Below are 15,533 nucleotides of genomic sequence, written 5' to 3' on the forward strand. Positions count from 1 at the left end.
TGCATCCATGCACGCCGAGACCCGACGCCGCCGATACGGAGATTTCGCCATGAACGTTATTCAGCAGATTGAACAGGAACAGCTCGCGAAGCTCTCCGCCAACAAGACCATTCCCGATTTTGAGCCGGGCGATACGCTGCTCGTCAACGTGAAGGTGAAGGAAGGCGATCGCACCCGCGTGCAGGCCTATGAAGGCGTTTGCATTGCGCGTTCCGGCGGCGGCCTCAACCAAAGCTTCACTGTCCGCAAGATTTCATACGGCGAAGGCGTCGAGCGCGTGTTCCCGCTTTACGGCCCGGTGATCGATTCGATCAAGGTCGTGCGCCGCGGCAAGGTTCGTCGCGCGAAGCTGTATTATCTGCGCAGCCTGCGCGGTAAGTCGGCCCGTATCGCCGAGGCGCAGGGCCGTCATGGCGGCAACGCCGACGCGCCGAAGGCTGCTGCGGAATAATTCTGCGCCAGATCACCGATCAGCGCTTGGTCGTGGCATCGGACATCGCATTAAGCGCTGCGGTAATTTTGGAAATCACGGGGTGATCGGCGGCAACGCCTCGCTCCTTGGCGATATCGGCTGGCAAATCGTATCCCAGCCAGACTTTGCCGTCTGCGTCTTGCCAGACGAGCGCCTTGAGCGGGAGCGATAATCCCATCGTCTGCTGCGCCTGCATCAGGGGCGTGCCGACGGCGGCGCTTCCAAAAATGATGAGCACGGTTGGCCGCAATTCCTGACCTGCCTGTTTTGCTCCGGCCGCGTGGTCGATCTTGGCAAACTGGTTGAGTCCGCGGTCCTTGATAACGGCTTCGAAGCGCGCCACGGTTTCCCCGAACGGATATGGGCTTTCCTTGCGTATCAATTCGGCGCCTGCGGGGGTCGAAATCATGGCTGTGAGGGCAAGATACAGGGCAGTCCAGATCGGCTTCGGAGTCATTGGAATTTCTCCTTCCTTTGCTGGCGAGACCTCATTTGCCCCTAACCCGATGAACAATGCGGGGCCACAACTCTGCGTGATTGAATGCCGGGGTTTCGGCGGATAAATGGCTGGCTCCCTCCGGCTCTTTGCGCGAAGCCGTCTTCATTGCGGCTTTAGTCTTGAATTGTTATATCCTGCCCATGAACGCTGTCCGGCCAATTTTGCACATCGCTTTCGTGCTGCGGGATCACGACCGCCTGCCGGGACGCTTTTTCGGCCGGATGACGGCTTCGATTCAGGCTGGCCTTTGACGCTTCGATTGACGCGCCGAGAACCCGGCGCGCGGCCTGCGCCTCAATCCAAACCGTTTCTTTAAATCGAGACCCATTATGAAGCCTCGCACCCTGTACGACAAAATCTGGGACGACCATCTGGTCGACGAACAGCCGGACGGCACCTGCCTGCTCTATATTGATCGCCATCTGGTGCATGAGGTGACGTCGCCGCAGGCCTTCGAAGGCTTGCGCAATTCGGGCCGCAAAGTGCATGCCCCCGAGAAGACGCTCGCCGTCGTCGATCACAATGTTCCGACCACCGATCGCTCGCTGCCCAATCCCGATCCGGAAAGCGCCGAACAGATCAAAGTCCTCGCTGAAAACGCACGCGACTTCGGCCTCGAATATTACAACGAATACGACAAGCGTCAGGGCATCGTGCACATCATCGGACCGGAGCAGGGCTTCACCCTGCCCGGCACAACAATCGTGTGCGGCGACAGCCATACAGCGACACATGGCGCCTTCGGTGCGCTGGCCTATGGCATCGGCACATCGGAAGTCGAGCATGTGCTGGCAACGCAGACGCTGATCCAGAAGAAGTCGAAAAACATGCGCGCCGTCGTCGATGGCCAGTTGCCGCCTGGCGTGACGGCAAAGGACATCATCCTCGCGATCATCGGCGAGATCGGCACCGCCGGCGGCACCGGCTATGCGCTCGAATATGCCGGCGAGGCCATCCGCTCGATCTCGATGGAAGGCCGCATGACGATCTGCAACATGTCGATCGAAGGCGGTGCACGTGCCGGCATGGTCGCGCCGGACGAGAAGACCTACGAATATCTGAAAGGCCGGCCGAAGGCGCCAAAGGGCGCGCATTGGGATAACGCGATCCGCTACTGGGATTCACTGCGGACAGATGACGGCGCCTTCTTCGATGCCGAAATCCGTCTCGATGCCGCGAAGCTGCCGCCACTGGTGACATGGGGCACAAGCCCGGAAGACGTGATCTCGATCACCGGCAAGGTGCCGAATCCGGATGACATTGCCGACGAAGCCAAGCGTCTCTCGAAGAAGCGTGCGCTGGAATATATCGGCCTGCAGCCGGGCACGAAGATCACCGACATCAAGCTCGATCGTGTGTTCATCGGCTCCTGCACCAATGGCCGCATCGAAGACCTGCGTGAAGTCGCTCGCATCGTGAACGGGCACAACGTCAATGCCAACGTCAATGCGATGATCGTGCCGGGTTCTGGTCTTGTGAAGGAGCAGGCGGAAGCCGAGGGCCTCGACAAGATCTTCATCAAGGCTGGTTTCGAGTGGCGCGAGCCGGGCTGCTCGATGTGCCTGGCGATGAATCCCGACAAGCTGAAACCGGAAGAGCGTTGCGCCTCGACATCGAACCGCAACTTCGAAGGCCGTCAGGGCTTCAAGGGCCGCACGCATCTGGTGTCGCCGGCAATGGCCGCCGCCGCCGCGGTTGCGGGTCACTTCGTCGACGTGCGGGAGTGGAAGTAAGACGCTTCGTCGATCCTGACAGCCAAAAAGGCCCGCTGACGCGGGCCTTTTTATCTGATGCGCCTGGTGTGGGTACCGGTTCGCGTGAAGAAAACGCGTCAAAAGCTTTAGAACCAGAAGCCGAAGCGCGGTCCGCCCCAGAAGCCGATGCTGACGCGCGGTCCGTAATAGGCATACGGCCGGTAATAGCGATAGGGACGGTAGTAGCTGTAGCGCCAAGGTCGGTAATAACCGTAGCGCGGCCCCCAATAGCGATAGCGTGGTCCCCAATAGCGATAACGGGGACCCCAAGCATATCGCGGCGCCCAATACCTGCCGCCGCGCCAACCCCAATGACGATGACGCCAACCGCGACGCGCCCAGTGACGGTTTCCACGCCAATGACGATGACCGCGCCAATGGCGGCGCTGGGCCGAGAATTCGGTGTGTTCGATATTGCTGGCACCATCCGCGCGTGCTTTGGCTGTCGCCGGCGCGGGAAGGGCTAGCAGAAGCGCGACGCCGGCAACGGCCATCGCGGTGACGATTTTCTTCATACGCCTACTCCTGCTCGTACGTCGCCTCTAACCCATGAACGCGCAATTCTGAAATCGGTTTCGTTCAGAGGCCTTGCGGTAGCTCAAGACAAAACAAAAAGGCCCGCCTTGCAGCGGGCCTTCGAATTGTTTGGAAGTGCTTCTATCAATAGTAACGATAGTAGCGGTACGGTCGATACGGCCGGTAGTAGTAGCGCGGACGATAATAATACCGGTACGGCCGGTAATAGCGATACGGCCGATAATAGCGATAGCGGCGCGCGCTGATTTCATCGTGCTGAACGGCCGGAGCGGAAGTCTGCACGCGGTCAGTCGCAGGCGCTGCGCTGGCGGGCGCCGGAGAGAACGCGACGAGCGCGCCCAATACGGCAAAACAGGCGAAATACTTGATCATGAGTTTCTCCAAGGGTGAATCGCCTCTTCCACCATAAGCGCCCAGAGGCTTACGATCCAATTTGTGCTCAAAAAATGCGGCGATGAAACGGCAGTCTTTAGCCGCGCACCCATCGACATCGCTTTTGCGGCGTGATGACAGTGCCACTGGGCCGATATTCCGTGGCATACCAATCAACGCATTGCCGCACTGCACCAGGACCTGGCCACGAATATTCACCTGGACGCGGATAATCCCAAGCTGGCGGCTGAGTTGGTTGAATACGGATGCGGGGACGCGCACGCTGCTGGCGCTCCTGCGATGAGAACTCTGACGAAGACGCTGAGCTTCCTGTCAGAATATTCATCGTTGTTTCATGCCCATGAAATGAATCCGCGGCATGCGCGACGTTGCAAAGCATAAGGGCGGCAGTGGCGACGAGCATCGGTTTCATGGGGCGACGCTCCCTTATCTGCTTTCGAACGTCAACCGTGTTTGAGTCGCTGGGGGTCCCGTCCTATGCTGACGACATGAACCCTGCGAACGCCGATCGAAAGCAGCATGAGGCGATCAAGGAGCTTGAGCGCCTGCAGCATGAGGGGGATGTGTTGTCGGGATTACTGCGACCAACGACCGCAGCCAAAGCCGACATGACAGACCCGATCGAACGATGGGGCCGCCGCATCGGGCGTATGCTGGCAGCCATCGCCTTCCTCGCCTTTTGCGTTTATTTCTACCTCGCCTATGTCCGATGATCCCTCCGAGCCGTCCGTAAATCCGCTTGCCGACCCTCTGTCCTGGCGCGGGGTCAGGGCGCTGTCGCTCGATGACATGGAAGCAATTGCATCCGATGCCTTCCGCCGGCTGCCCGATGGCTTCCGGACGCTTTGCGAGGGCGTCGTCATTCGTGTGGAGGATTTTCCAACCGCCGACGTGGTCAGGGAGATGAAGCTGGGCAGCGAATTCGATATCCTTGGCTTGTTCCAGGGCGTCGGATTGCCGTTCCGCTCCGAGAGCGCGCCGATGCAAATGCCCAACATGGTCTGGCTCTATCGCAGACCCATTCTCGACTACTGGGCCGAACACGAGGAAGCGCTGGGCACGATCATCACTCATGTGCTGGTGCATGAGATCGGCCATCACTTCGGTCTGTCCGACGAGGACATGGAAGCGATCGAAGCCAGCGTTACGTAATTTCAACTCACATCTGATTGGCCAACGGCGGAAACGCGACCGATCGTCGACGCGATATTCGGTATACAGCCGCGGGGGGAATGTTCATGAGCGTTCGGCCGATACAACTGGCCTTCAACCCGGCACGATCAAGAATGCGCAGCGGAATCGGGCAGCGCGGCCCATACGTGAATTGATAAAATGATCCATCGGACCGAAGATATCCGAACGCACCCGAAAGGATGGCGATAATTTTCCTGGGCGACATCGACAGAAGCGGCAGCCCACTGATTACGGCACCGTAGGGCGCGCCGCTCAGAACCTTGGTCTGTGCAAGCCGCGCCGCATCCATCCAGAGGATGCGTGCGTCCGGAAATCGCTGGCCCAGCACGCGCACAAAATCGGAACCGTATTCCACAAGGGTCAGATCGTGCTCATCGACACCACGGGCCAGCAGTGCGCGCGTGAATACGCCCATGCCAGGACCGAGTTCGAGCACGGGCCCGGTATCAGGCTTGATTTCTGACGTCATCAGTTCGGCAAGCGCCTGCCCCGATGGCGCGACCGCAGCAACCTGCAACGGGTTGGCAATCCAGGCACGGAAGAAAGGAACGATATCGGTTCGGCTCATGACACAACTTCTTTCACCGGAAAATCGGCGGGAACGCCGATCAACTCTCCCGAAAGCGCGATTGGGCCTTCCAAAGCAAATCTAAACGCTGTTAAGTTACGTATCGCGCGATATCTAAACGGTGTCAAGATTGAAGAGCTTGAAAAGCAAGAAAGCCAAAGTGTCGGAAAGCGGATCTGGCTCCCGCGAGGGCTATCATCACGGCGCGTTGCGCGACGCGCTGATCCGGGCGGCCGACGAGATTCTGACTGAAAAGGGGATCGAAGGCTTCAGCCTGCGGGAGGCGGCACGGCGCGCGCAGGTCTCACCTGCCGCCCCCGCGCATCACTTCGGCAGCGCCGCCGGACTTCTGACCGAGGTCGCGATAGCCGGCTTCGAAAGCCTGTCACGAGATTTGCACGACGCTTGCCGCACCGAAGCTTCTCCGGCCGCACGCCTCCGGGCGCAAGGGATAGCGTATGTCCGCTTCGCCCTCGCGCATCCTGGGCGCTTCCAGCTCATGTTTCGGCACGATCTTGTCTTGAGCCAGAATGACCGGCTAGCGACCGCGGCCAAAGCGTCGATGAACGAGCTAGAAGCCAGCATTGTTGCGTATTTAAGGGCGAAGAAGAAGCCGATAACCTCCGAGGCCGTACGAGCCGAGTTACTAGGTGCATGGTCCGCCGTTCACGGATTCTCGCATCTTGCCCTCGACGGAAAGTTCACCACTATGGCGCAGCCACGTTCCTTGTCTGACTTCGTGTCGGACGAACTACCCGCCATGCTCCGTGCCCTGTGGCCGGACCGATAACACAGCGATCGCCGCAATCGCATTTGAAGGAAAGCCCCATGCGCCATAAGCCGTGCCTGACTGCATCCGACGTCCAGACAATGGCGGCCGCCTGCCGGGCGGAAGCCGAAAAGCATAAATGGAACGTCACCATCGCGATCACCGACGAGGCGGGATTCCTGCACTATCTCGAGCGGATGGAGGGGGCCGGCCCAACCAGCGCCGAGGTCGCTGTCGCCAAGGCCAAAACCTCGGCCATCACCCGCCGGCCCTCGAAATTCTGGGAAGACCGGATCAAGGACCGCCCCGCTTTCATGAATTTTCCCGGCGTGCTGCAGATCCAGGGCGGCTTGCCGATCATGTATGAGGGCGAATGCGTGGGTGCGATCGGGGTGTCCGGCGTGCAGTCGCATGAGGACGAGCAGATCGCCAAGGCCGGAATCGACGCGCTGGTCTGACCCGTGCGGCTGACACTTGACCCCGCGCCTTTGCGGCTTAAACAAAGGCCATAAAGGCGCGGGTGCCCACCAGGGTTCCCTCCCCCAGGAGCCGGATCGATGGATAAATTTACTGTTCTGGAAGGCGTCGCGGCGCCGCTGAAAGTGGTCAATGTCGACACCGACATGATCATCCCGAAGCAATATCTGAAGACCATCAAGCGGACCGGTCTCGGCAAGGGCCTGTTCTCGGAAAAGCGCTTCAATGACGACGGCAGCGAGAACCCGGATTTCGTGCTCAACAAGCCCGCCTATCGCAACGCCAAGATCCTGGTGGCCGGCGATAATTTCGGCTGCGGCTCTTCGCGCGAGCATGCGCCGTGGGCGCTGCTCGATTTCGGCATCCGCTGCGTGATCTCGACCTCGTTCGGTGACATTTTCTACAATAACAGCTTCAAGAATGGCATTCTGCCGATCCGCGTATCGCACGAGGATCTCGAAAAGCTTTTCGACGATGCCGAGCGCGGCGCCAATGCAACAATGACTATCGATCTCGAGAATCAGGAAATCCGCGGACCGGATGGCGGCGCCATCAAGTTCGATATCGATCCGCATCGCAAGCATTGCCTGCTGAACGGCCTCGACGACATCGGCCTGACGATGGTCAAGAAAGACAAGATCGACTCTTACGAGAGCAAGGTCGGCGCCGAGCGCCCGTGGATGTAAGAGTTTTCAAGATCAGATGATGCAATGGCCGGGCTTATCGCCCGGCCATTTTTGTTTTCACCGCGTCCTTGTCAGCGCCAGCCACACGCCGCCGCCGATCAGGAAGACGCCGCTGAGTTTCGCGATCATACGGACACGCGCCCGCGTGAAGAACAATCGCGCGCGGCCGGTCAGGATGGCATAAGAGCCGTCGGTAATGGCCGCCGTGAACATCGCCGTTGCGCCGAGCAGGATCACCTGCATGACATAGTCGCCATTCGGATCGACGAATTGCGGAATGAAAGCGCCGAAGAAAATCAGCACCTTCGGATTGCTGAGCATCACCAGAAAGCCCTGCAGCAAAAATCCGCCGCGTGGCGCTTGCGTCTTGCCGAGATCGTCAATTTTGCCTGAGGCGCGAAACATCTTGAGGCCGATCCAGACGAGATAGGCGGCGCCGATGAAGCGCACCCAGTCGAACCACACACCCATCGTCTCGATCACCGACGCAAGACCGATCACCAGCACGCCGACGAAGACGGCGAGGCCAAGCTGCGTGCCCGCGACATTGAGAAGACCTGCGCGGGTGCCATGCGTCAGCGAGTTGGCGACAATCAACGTCACCGTCGGACCGGGGACGAGCGTGAAGACGACGCAGGCGAGGAGATAGGCGGCGAAGAGTTCGAGGGACATGGTACCTGCCTTTATTGGAGCGAAGCGTTTCCTCATCCGCTCATTCCCGCGAAAGCGGGAATCCAGTTTTAAACTCTGGGTCCCCGCCTTCGCGGGGACGAGCGGAGGATGGGGTGATTCATATGCAAACCATCAGCTCCGTGCCGCAATCGCATCCGCGACCGCCACCGTGCGGCGGGCGATGTCGGCATGCATGCGTTCGACCATGCGGCCGTCGAGCATGATCGCGCCCTTGTCGGCATTCTCCGGCAACTCGAATGCGGCGATGAACTTGCGCGCCTGCGCGATCTCGGTGTCGCTCGGCGAAAAGGTCTCGTTGCACGGCGTAATCTGGTTGGGATGAATCAGCGTCTTGCCGTCCATGCCGAGATCGCGTCCCTGTTGGCATTCTTCGATGAAACCTTGCGCATTGCCGATATCGTTGAACACGCCATCGAGGATCGCAATGCCATAAGCGCGCGCGGCCAGGACGCAGCTTGTGATCCACGGCAGCATCGGCGCGCGGCCCGGAACAAGCCGCGCCGATGTTTCCTTGGCGAGATCGTTGGTGCCGAGCACGAAGCCGGACAATCGCGTTTCGGAATCTTTTGCCGCAGCGGCGATATCGGCGATGTTGATGATGGCGATCGGCGTTTCGATCATCGCCCAGATCCGCGTCTTGTGATCGGTCCCCATATCGAGCAGGCGGCGTCCGACCATTTCAAGCTGCGCGGAATTGTTGATTTTCGGAACCAGGATCGCATCGGGCGCGGCACGCGCGGCCGCCGCCATATCCTCCGCATGCCACGGCGTATCGATACCGTTGACGCGGATGAACACCTCCCGGGCGCCAAAGCCTCCGGCTTTCACCGCCGCGGCAACCTGTTCCCGCGCCTGAACTTTCGCGTCCGGCGCAACCGCATCCTCCAGATCGATAATGATGCCATCGGCCGGCAGGGTGCGCGCCTTCTCGATCGCGCGGGCATTCGAGCCTGGCATGTAAAGAACGGAACGGCGCGGTCGGATGGTCATGATGTCCCCTTTTTGTCGCAAGCCTAGTGGAGTGGATTTGACATTCGCTACCCTGTTAACCGCAGACTCGCAAAGCGAATGTCAAATCCAAAACTCCACTAGCAGCTTGTACTTGCTAGTGGTCCTTTGATTCTAACGTTCGCAACAGTGCCTGCTGAAACGGGGTGCGAACGTTAGAATCGGACCACTAGCGAGACAGCCGCAGTCATGCCAGCGTAAGCCGCAAGCGACAAGCTGTGGAGGACAGCGATTGGAATGAATAACGACGACGTCTGGCTTGTGGGCCTGGATGGCTGCCGCGCGGGATGGGCCGCGGCCTTTGTCCGGCCGGCCGGCGACGAAATCCGCGTCCGCATCATGCCGCGCTTTGCCGACATCATCGAAGCGCCGGAAAGGCCCGCTGTCGTCGCCGTCGATATGCCGATCGGCTTGCCAGAGCGCACCGGCATTGGCGGCCGGGCCGCGGAAAACGCCATCCGGCCACTCTTGGGCGCACGGCAGTCGTCGGTGTTTTCCGTACCCTCACGATCAGCACTGGCGGCAAGCGACTATCGCAAAGCTTGCGGCATCGCCCTCGCCACCTCCGATCCACCGCGCAAGATCTCGAAGCAGCTTTTCATGATCGCACCGAAAATCCGCGAGGTGGATGCCTGCCTGCGAGACGATGCAGCCCTGGCGGCGCGGGTGTTCGAGGTTCACCCCGAAGCCGCCTTCTGGCGATTGAATGGCGAGCGCGCCTTGACCGAGCCGAAGAAGATCAAGGGCACGGTTTACGGGCCCGGACTTCGCCTGCGGCGCGAATTACTGATCATGGCCGGATTGCCGCGCGATATCGTCGAAGCTGCGCCGCCTGAGGGTGCAGCCGCTGACGATCTTCTCGACGCGCTGGCCTGCGCTATGATCGCGCGTCGCCTCCATGCCGGTATCGCACGACCGTTTCCCGATCCACCGCCATGCGATGCCTATGGGTTGCCGATGGCGATCTGGACGTGAATAACGGTAGTCATTCCAGGACCTTCGCGGCGCCCCGGAACAACATAAACTGTGAGAACGGATCGCCATGACTTTCCCTGATCGCCTTCTCGAAGGCTACACCGCCTTTCTCGGCGGCCGGTTGCGTGAGGAGCAGAGCCGCTATCAGGCGCTGGCGGAAACCGGCCAGGCGCCGCAAATCATGGTGGTCGGCTGTTGCGACTCGCGCGTATCGCCCGAAGTTATTTTCGACGCGCGGCCGGGCGAACTCTTCGTCGTGCGCAATGTCGCCAATATCATCCCGCCCTACGAGCCGGATGGTCATGCGCATGGCGTGTCTGCGGCACTGGAATTCGGCATCGCCGCGCTGAAGATCAAACACATCGTTGTGCTCGGCCATGCGCAATGCGGTGGCGTACGCGCGTTCGCCGAGGACGCAGAGCCGCTGTCGCCGGGTGACTTTATCGGCAACTGGATGAAGCTGATGGCACCGGCGATGGACAAGGCCGGGCCGCGCGGATCGCTCTCGCCGGCTGATTATCTGCGCAAGCTGGAACAGGCGAATATCATCAACAGCCTCGACAACCTGATGACGTTTCCACGGCTCGCCAAAATGATCGAGCGCGGCACTGTCATGGTCCATGGCGCGTATTTTGGCGTCGCCACAGGTGCGTTGTCGGTGTGTGACCGTGAGAGCGGGGAGTTCGTGCCGGTGGCTGAGGCCGAGCATGCGAAAGTGCTGGCGGGACCGAGGTTTTAGGGCTGTCATTCCGGGTTCGCGACCTGACGGTCGCGCCCCGGAATGACCAGAAATTACGCCGCCTTCTGTTTTGCCGTGATCAGCTTGCGGTTGATCAGGCTTTCGGCGATCTGGATCGCATTCAGCGCCGCGCCTTTGCGGAGATTGTCCGATACGCACCACAGCGCGAGCCCGTGATCGACGGTCGGATCTTCGCGCACGCGGCTGACATAGGTGGCGTCTTCGCCGGCCGCTTCATACGGCGTGACGTAGCCGCCGTTTTCGCGCTTGTCGACGACCAGCACGCCCGGCGCATTGCGCAGCACCTCATGCGCCTCGTCGACAGTGATCTCGTTTTCGAATTCGATATTCACCGCTTCCGAATGGCTGATGAAAACCGGCACGCGCACGCAGGTCGCGGTCAGCTTGATCTTCGGATCGAGAATCTTCTTGGTCTCGGCCACCATCTTCCACTCTTCCTTGGTGTAGCCGTCGTCCATGAAGACATCGATATGCGGAATGACGTTGAAGGCGATCCGCTTGGTGAATTTCTTGGTCTCGAGTTCGCCGAGCGAATAGACCGCCTTGGTCTGGCGATCGAGTTCGTCCATGCCATCCTTGCCGGCGCCCGACACCGATTGATAGGTCGAGACGACGACGCGCTTGATCTTCGCCTTGTCGTGCAGCGGCTTCAGCACCACGACGAGCTGGGCGGTCGAACAGTTCGGATTGGCGATGATGCCCTTCTTGGTGAAGCCGGCAATCGCATCGGCATTCACTTCCGGCACCACCAGCGGCACGTCCGGGTCCATGCGCCATTGCGACGAATTGTCGATCACCACCGCGCCCTGCGCTGCGATCTTCGGCGACCATTCCTTCGACACGGCACCGCCGGCCGACATCAGGCAGATATCGATGTCGGAAAAGTCGTAATGCTCGAGCGCTTTGGCCTTCAGCGTTTTGTCGCCATAGGAGACTTCCACGCCCTGCGAACGGCGCGAGGCAATGGCAACGACCTCGTCGGCGGGAAACCGCCGCTCGGCCAGGATTTCGAGCATTTCGCGGCCCACATTGCCCGTGGCGCCGACAACCGCGACCTTGTAACCCATCGTTGACTCTCCGGCGGAAAATGGTCCGCGTTTGCGCAATGCGGAAACCGGACGGAGGGGCTTCTAAGCGAGAAAGGCAGCCATGACAACGTCGGCTTGAAAGGCCGTCGAGGGGGGCTGTTTCTTGAGGCAATTTACAGGGACCAGAAGCGTCCCGTCCCGACCTGTTTCCGGCTTTGCAGCGGAACGATCGCCAGTCGATGTCCTCCGGGCCGATTTTCAAAAATGGCAGACGCGATGGCGCCGTGAGCTGACGTTTGGCTGGCTGCGGCTGTCGCTGTTTCTGTCGCAAGGCCAATGGCTTAAGCGCGCCTCGCAGGCCACGATCGGCGGCTTTGACCGGACTGGCCGTGCCATCGAGACCCTAAGCTGGCGCGCCGCGACCTCAGTCATAACCGTCGCCCGAACCACCGATTGGCAAAAACTGGCGCTGACGGCCAGCGAGCCCTTCGTCCTGCCGCCCGAAGGGCGCGCGGTGCTGGTGCGGATCTTCGCCTATCTGGGTGGCATCGCCGTCCTGTCGCTGTTCGCGGCGGAACTTTTCAAGCAGCCCGAAGTCGTGGTCATCCGCGAGCCGGCACCGCGTCCGGCCTGGATCGAGGTCGACAAGCCCTGGCCGGCCTTCGAGATGTCGGTCCCCGGCGTGGCCAACGACATGCATTACGCCATCCAGCGCCACGCCGAACGCGGCGGCCGCAAGGATACGATGTCATTCGGCGCGCTCGGCAAGACAGAGCGCTTTGCCAGCGTCGAAATCTATCGTGCCGGGCATGAGATCGCGACCTTCGGCAAAACCGATGACGAGATCACGCTGCGGGCGTCCGAATACGGGCGTGTCACTGATATGGAAGAGACGATGCCGATCCCGTCGAAATTCGGTTCGTTTCAGGTGTTCGAATTCGCCATCCAGCCATTCAACAGCTATCGCTGCATTGGTTTTGCGAATGCCTTCGATGATCAGCGGGTGCAGATCACCGGTGTAGCGTGCAACATGAACACGATTGTCGATCGCTCGACAATCTCCTGCGCGCTGGATCGCCTGTCGCTGCTCTCGGCGGCGAGCGATCCGGAAATCACACGCCTGTTCGCGCACGCCGAGTTGCGGCGCGACTTCTGCGGCCAGCGTGACGCGTTGGCATACGCGACACCGAAACGCGCAAGCAGCGATATCATCACGAGTTCCGCAAAACCGAAGCTCCGCGGCCGGTTGGAGCGCTAGGCGTGCCCGCGGGCGGCACGATCGGCAGGTCGCGCCCGACGATACGATCCAACTGAAGCCACGACTCCAATCGTTTGCTGATCTCGCGATCGCCTTCGACACGCAACGCCTTGCGGATCGCGTCCCGCCACGTGGCGTAGCCGAGATAGACCGACACCATCGCCGACATCTCGCCCGTCACTGTGACATCGACCGGAAAGCCGGGATCCTTGTAACAGACATCGATGTCCGATGGTTCAAGTACAAGCCAGTGCTTGCGAAGACCGGTGCGGCAACGCGCAACACCCGACAGATCAAAGCGCACAACGACACGGCGCGGCGGCAAGGCCTCACGATCGACGCGGCGGCGCAAAGCCCACATCAAAACGGTAGAATCCCGATCGCCAGGGGTGATTTTGTCGCGCCCGTAAATCAAGCCCCAACGCCCAATCACATCAACGACCTCGCGCAAGGCATCGCCGGCTGTAGTCAGTGCCCAGTCATGTCCCTTCTGATCTTTGCGCGGACGCTTCGCGACGATGCCGTCGTGTTCAAGCTGCCGAAGACGCTCGGCCAGCAACGCGCGTGACATCAGCGGCACACCGCGATGGATGTCATTGAAGCTTCGTTCGCCGCTCATGATCTCGCGCAGAATCAGCGGCGTCCAACGGGTCGCGACGATCTCCGCGCCCTTCGCAACAGGACAGAATTGCCCATAACCGCTTTGCGCCATGGCCCATCAGACCACAAAGACCGGTGCCGCTCCAGTACAGATAATGGACTTGTTGGAAGGCCGCTCGCGTTGCCACATGCGGACAACGAGAAAAGACAAGGGCAATCACACCAGGAGGCTTCCAATGGCGACCGCCATTCACAAACACGAGATGCGGGAATCCGACCCGTTTGAGCGGGTTGCAGACATCCTTCGGGACTTTATCGCTCGGAGCGCGGCGCACGACGCAAACGATGAGTTCGTGTCCGAAAATTTTGTGGATCTAAAGAATGCGCGTTTGATGTCCGCTGCGGTCCCGGTCGAGCTCGGCGGCGACGGGCTCGATCAACAAAATTTGTCCGACCTGCTTCGATCGATGACGCGCGCCTGCACCTCGACCGCGCTGGCTTATTCCATGCACACGCATGTGGTCGCCTTGCTGGCGTGGCGATGGCGCAATCAGAAGGCGCCGGTCGATGCCGTGCTCAAGCGCATCGCCGCCGAACAGATCATGCTGATCTCAAGTGGCGGTTCGGATTGGCTCGAGAGTTCGGGAACGGCAGAACGCGTCGACGGCGGTTTCCTGATCAAAGGAACGAAAGGATTTGCCAGCGGCGTTCTGGCCGGAACGTTGCTGAACACCAGCGCCGTTTACAACGATCCGGAAACGGGCCCGACGGTTCTGCATTTCATGGTTCCGCTTAACGCGAAAGAAGTCACCATCGAAACCAATTGGCGCGCCATGGGGATGCGTGGCACAGGATCGCATCAGGTGCATATCGACGGATTTTTCGTGGCCGACGCCGCGATTGCGCTGAAGCGGCCTCGTGGCAATTGGCATCCGCTCTTCCACATCATCTCTATGATCGCATTCCCGCTGATCTACTCGGTCTATTATGGCGTTGCCGAAGCGATGCGCGACGCAGCGCTCGATCTTGTCAAGCGGCGGCCCCTGACACCACAGTTGATCGATCTCGCCGGCGCACTCGACACCGAGCTTGCCGCCGCGCGCGTTGCGCTTGCGGATATGTTGGTCGCAACCAACGGACAGCCCGGCCCCGACACAACCAATCGCATGTTCCAGGATCGCAGCAATCTCGCGCGTGCTCTGCTTGCGACCGCAGACAAAGCATTAGAACTTGCGCATGGAGGCGGGTATTTGCGCACAAACCCGGTGGAGCGGCTGTTCCGTGATATTCAAGCTGCTCGCTATCATCCGCTGGCGCCCTACGCGCAACGCGACCTGGCTGGCCGCATGGCACTTGGTCTGCCGCTTGATGGGAAGTTATGTTGAATCTCAATCGGCCTCATCCCGAGGAGCGCTGCCAAGCGCGTTCCGAAGGATGAGGCGCAGGATGCTGAGCTACAAAAACGGATTCGGCGAGCCGCGTCCCGGCTTTGATCGCGGCGGGTAATGTTGCTCGAGATAATCGAGAATGATCTTGCGATCGTCGCCTTCAATCGCGTTCATGCCGTGCTTGGTGGTCATCCAGTTCAGCGAATCGTCCCACTGCGCACGCGTGAGGCCTTGTTGCGCCACGATCTTGAAACCATGACAGGCAGTGCAGGCATAGAAGGTTTCTTCGCGCCCGGAACCTGCGGGCAGGTCGTCTGGCGATTCATCGGTTGGCGTGAAGGAACGTTGTTGCTGCGCGTGGGTGAATACTGGGATCAATGAGAGAGCAGCAGCGATGATCACAGCTATCGCCACGTCACGGACAGGCTCCCTCCCCCTAAAAGGGGGAGGGTTGGGGAGGGGGTCAAGTATTTG

At 60.3% G+C, this 15,533-nt stretch carries 20 protein-coding genes; 11 read left to right on the plus strand and 9 right to left on the minus strand.

What is annotated here, in order from left to right:
• Window positions 1-49: 49 nt before the first annotated feature.
• The gene (rplS, locus tag CAK95_RS07665) at window positions 50-451 is read left to right on the plus strand and encodes a 50S ribosomal protein L19 (protein ID WP_086087380.1); all 402 of its coding nucleotides are present in this window, start codon (window positions 50-52) and stop codon (window positions 449-451) included.
• A 19-nt stretch (window positions 452-470) separates the two neighbouring features.
• On the opposite strand, the gene CAK95_RS07670 is transcribed toward rplS, so the two are convergent.
• A complete protein-coding gene (locus CAK95_RS07670) occupies window positions 471-929 on the minus strand; it encodes a DUF302 domain-containing protein (protein WP_245303661.1) in 459 nt (152 codons plus the stop codon).
• Between the two features lie 368 nt (window positions 930-1,297).
• On the opposite strand from CAK95_RS07670, the gene leuC reads away from it, so the two are divergent.
• Window positions 1,298-2,704 carry a 3-isopropylmalate dehydratase large subunit gene (gene leuC / locus CAK95_RS07680; RefSeq protein WP_086087382.1) on the plus strand — a complete coding sequence of 469 codons (1,407 nt, stop codon included), beginning with the start codon at window positions 1,298-1,300 and terminating at the stop codon, window positions 2,702-2,704.
• A 107-nt stretch (window positions 2,705-2,811) separates the two neighbouring features.
• On the opposite strand, the gene CAK95_RS07685 is transcribed toward leuC, so the two are convergent.
• Together CAK95_RS07685 and CAK95_RS29705 are read right to left on the minus strand one after the other, a co-directional pair.
• The gene (locus tag CAK95_RS07685; protein ID WP_086087383.1) at window positions 2,812-3,240 is read right to left on the minus strand and encodes a hypothetical protein; all 429 of its coding nucleotides are present in this window, start codon (window positions 3,238-3,240) and stop codon (window positions 2,812-2,814) included.
• A 145-nt stretch (window positions 3,241-3,385) separates the two neighbouring features.
• Window positions 3,386-3,916 (minus strand): hypothetical protein, encoded by a 531-nt coding sequence (locus tag CAK95_RS29705; protein ID WP_183044294.1) that lies wholly within the window; start codon window positions 3,914-3,916, stop codon window positions 3,386-3,388.
• 227 nt (window positions 3,917-4,143) lie between these two features.
• Between CAK95_RS29705 and CAK95_RS07695 the strand changes: the two genes are divergently transcribed.
• The gene (locus tag CAK95_RS07695; protein WP_086087384.1) at window positions 4,144-4,368 is read left to right on the plus strand and encodes a hypothetical protein; all 225 of its coding nucleotides are present in this window, start codon (window positions 4,144-4,146) and stop codon (window positions 4,366-4,368) included.
• A 76-nt stretch (window positions 4,369-4,444) separates the two neighbouring features.
• On the plus strand, window positions 4,445-4,807 hold the full coding sequence (locus tag CAK95_RS07700; protein ID WP_086091268.1) for a metallopeptidase family protein: 363 nt from the start codon (window positions 4,445-4,447) through the stop codon (window positions 4,805-4,807).
• Window positions 4,808-4,814: 7 nt separating this feature from the next.
• On the opposite strand, the gene CAK95_RS07705 is transcribed toward CAK95_RS07700, so the two are convergent.
• Window positions 4,815-5,417: a class I SAM-dependent methyltransferase gene (locus tag CAK95_RS07705; protein WP_086087385.1), complete on the minus strand. Its 603-nt coding sequence runs from the start codon at window positions 5,415-5,417 to the stop codon at window positions 4,815-4,817.
• A gap of 139 nt (window positions 5,418-5,556) precedes the next feature.
• On the opposite strand from CAK95_RS07705, the gene CAK95_RS07710 reads away from it, so the two are divergent.
• From CAK95_RS07710 to leuD, 3 genes are all read left to right on the plus strand, one after another.
• Window positions 5,557-6,207 carry a TetR/AcrR family transcriptional regulator gene (locus tag CAK95_RS07710; RefSeq protein WP_183044293.1) on the plus strand — a complete coding sequence of 217 codons (651 nt, stop codon included), beginning with the start codon at window positions 5,557-5,559 and terminating at the stop codon, window positions 6,205-6,207.
• Between the two features lie 38 nt (window positions 6,208-6,245).
• Window positions 6,246-6,644, plus strand: a complete 399-nt coding sequence (locus CAK95_RS07715) for a GlcG/HbpS family heme-binding protein (RefSeq protein WP_086087387.1) — start codon at window positions 6,246-6,248, stop codon at window positions 6,642-6,644.
• Window positions 6,645-6,743: 99 nt separating this feature from the next.
• Window positions 6,744-7,349, plus strand: a complete 606-nt coding sequence (gene leuD / locus CAK95_RS07720; RefSeq protein WP_086087388.1) for a 3-isopropylmalate dehydratase small subunit — start codon at window positions 6,744-6,746, stop codon at window positions 7,347-7,349.
• A gap of 57 nt (window positions 7,350-7,406) precedes the next feature.
• Here leuD and CAK95_RS07725 read toward each other — a convergent pair whose 3' ends face one another.
• Window positions 7,407-8,021 carry a LysE family translocator gene (locus tag CAK95_RS07725; RefSeq protein WP_086087389.1) on the minus strand — a complete coding sequence of 205 codons (615 nt, stop codon included), beginning with the start codon at window positions 8,019-8,021 and terminating at the stop codon, window positions 7,407-7,409.
• A gap of 132 nt (window positions 8,022-8,153) precedes the next feature.
• Window positions 8,154-9,032: an HpcH/HpaI aldolase/citrate lyase family protein gene (locus tag CAK95_RS07730; RefSeq protein WP_086087390.1), complete on the minus strand. Its 879-nt coding sequence runs from the start codon at window positions 9,030-9,032 to the stop codon at window positions 8,154-8,156.
• A gap of 255 nt (window positions 9,033-9,287) precedes the next feature.
• Between CAK95_RS07730 and CAK95_RS07735 the strand changes: the two genes are divergently transcribed.
• The gene (locus CAK95_RS07735; RefSeq protein ID WP_086087391.1) at window positions 9,288-10,025 is read left to right on the plus strand and encodes a DUF429 domain-containing protein; all 738 of its coding nucleotides are present in this window, start codon (window positions 9,288-9,290) and stop codon (window positions 10,023-10,025) included.
• A gap of 67 nt (window positions 10,026-10,092) precedes the next feature.
• Window positions 10,093-10,764, plus strand: a complete 672-nt coding sequence (locus CAK95_RS07740) for a carbonic anhydrase (RefSeq protein ID WP_086087392.1) — start codon at window positions 10,093-10,095, stop codon at window positions 10,762-10,764.
• Between the two features lie 53 nt (window positions 10,765-10,817).
• On the opposite strand, the gene CAK95_RS07745 is transcribed toward CAK95_RS07740, so the two are convergent.
• On the minus strand, window positions 10,818-11,852 hold the full coding sequence (locus CAK95_RS07745) for an aspartate-semialdehyde dehydrogenase (RefSeq protein ID WP_086087393.1): 1,035 nt from the start codon (window positions 11,850-11,852) through the stop codon (window positions 10,818-10,820).
• Window positions 11,853-11,976: 124 nt separating this feature from the next.
• On the opposite strand from CAK95_RS07745, the gene CAK95_RS07750 reads away from it, so the two are divergent.
• Entirely contained in the window at window positions 11,977-13,071 is a 1,095-nt protein-coding gene (locus tag CAK95_RS07750; protein ID WP_086087394.1) for a hypothetical protein, read from the plus strand.
• On the opposite strand, the gene CAK95_RS07755 is transcribed toward CAK95_RS07750, so the two are convergent.
• On the minus strand, window positions 13,025-13,783 hold the full coding sequence (locus tag CAK95_RS07755; protein ID WP_086087395.1) for a winged helix-turn-helix transcriptional regulator: 759 nt from the start codon (window positions 13,781-13,783) through the stop codon (window positions 13,025-13,027). The genes CAK95_RS07750 and CAK95_RS07755 overlap by 47 nt on opposite strands.
• 151 nt (window positions 13,784-13,934) lie before the next feature.
• On the opposite strand from CAK95_RS07755, the gene CAK95_RS07760 reads away from it, so the two are divergent.
• Window positions 13,935-15,056: an acyl-CoA dehydrogenase family protein gene (locus CAK95_RS07760; RefSeq protein WP_245303790.1), complete on the plus strand. Its 1,122-nt coding sequence runs from the start codon at window positions 13,935-13,937 to the stop codon at window positions 15,054-15,056.
• A 69-nt stretch (window positions 15,057-15,125) separates the two neighbouring features.
• Here the strand turns inward: CAK95_RS07760 and CAK95_RS07765 are convergent, their stop codons facing one another.
• A complete protein-coding gene (locus CAK95_RS07765; RefSeq protein ID WP_147413679.1) occupies window positions 15,126-15,473 on the minus strand; it encodes a hypothetical protein in 348 nt (115 codons plus the stop codon).
• Between the last annotated feature and the right edge of the window lie 60 nt (window positions 15,474-15,533).

Source organism: Pseudorhodoplanes sinuspersici, from assembly GCF_002119765.1.
GTDB classification, from domain to species: Bacteria; Pseudomonadota; Alphaproteobacteria; order Rhizobiales; family Xanthobacteraceae; genus Pseudorhodoplanes; species Pseudorhodoplanes sinuspersici.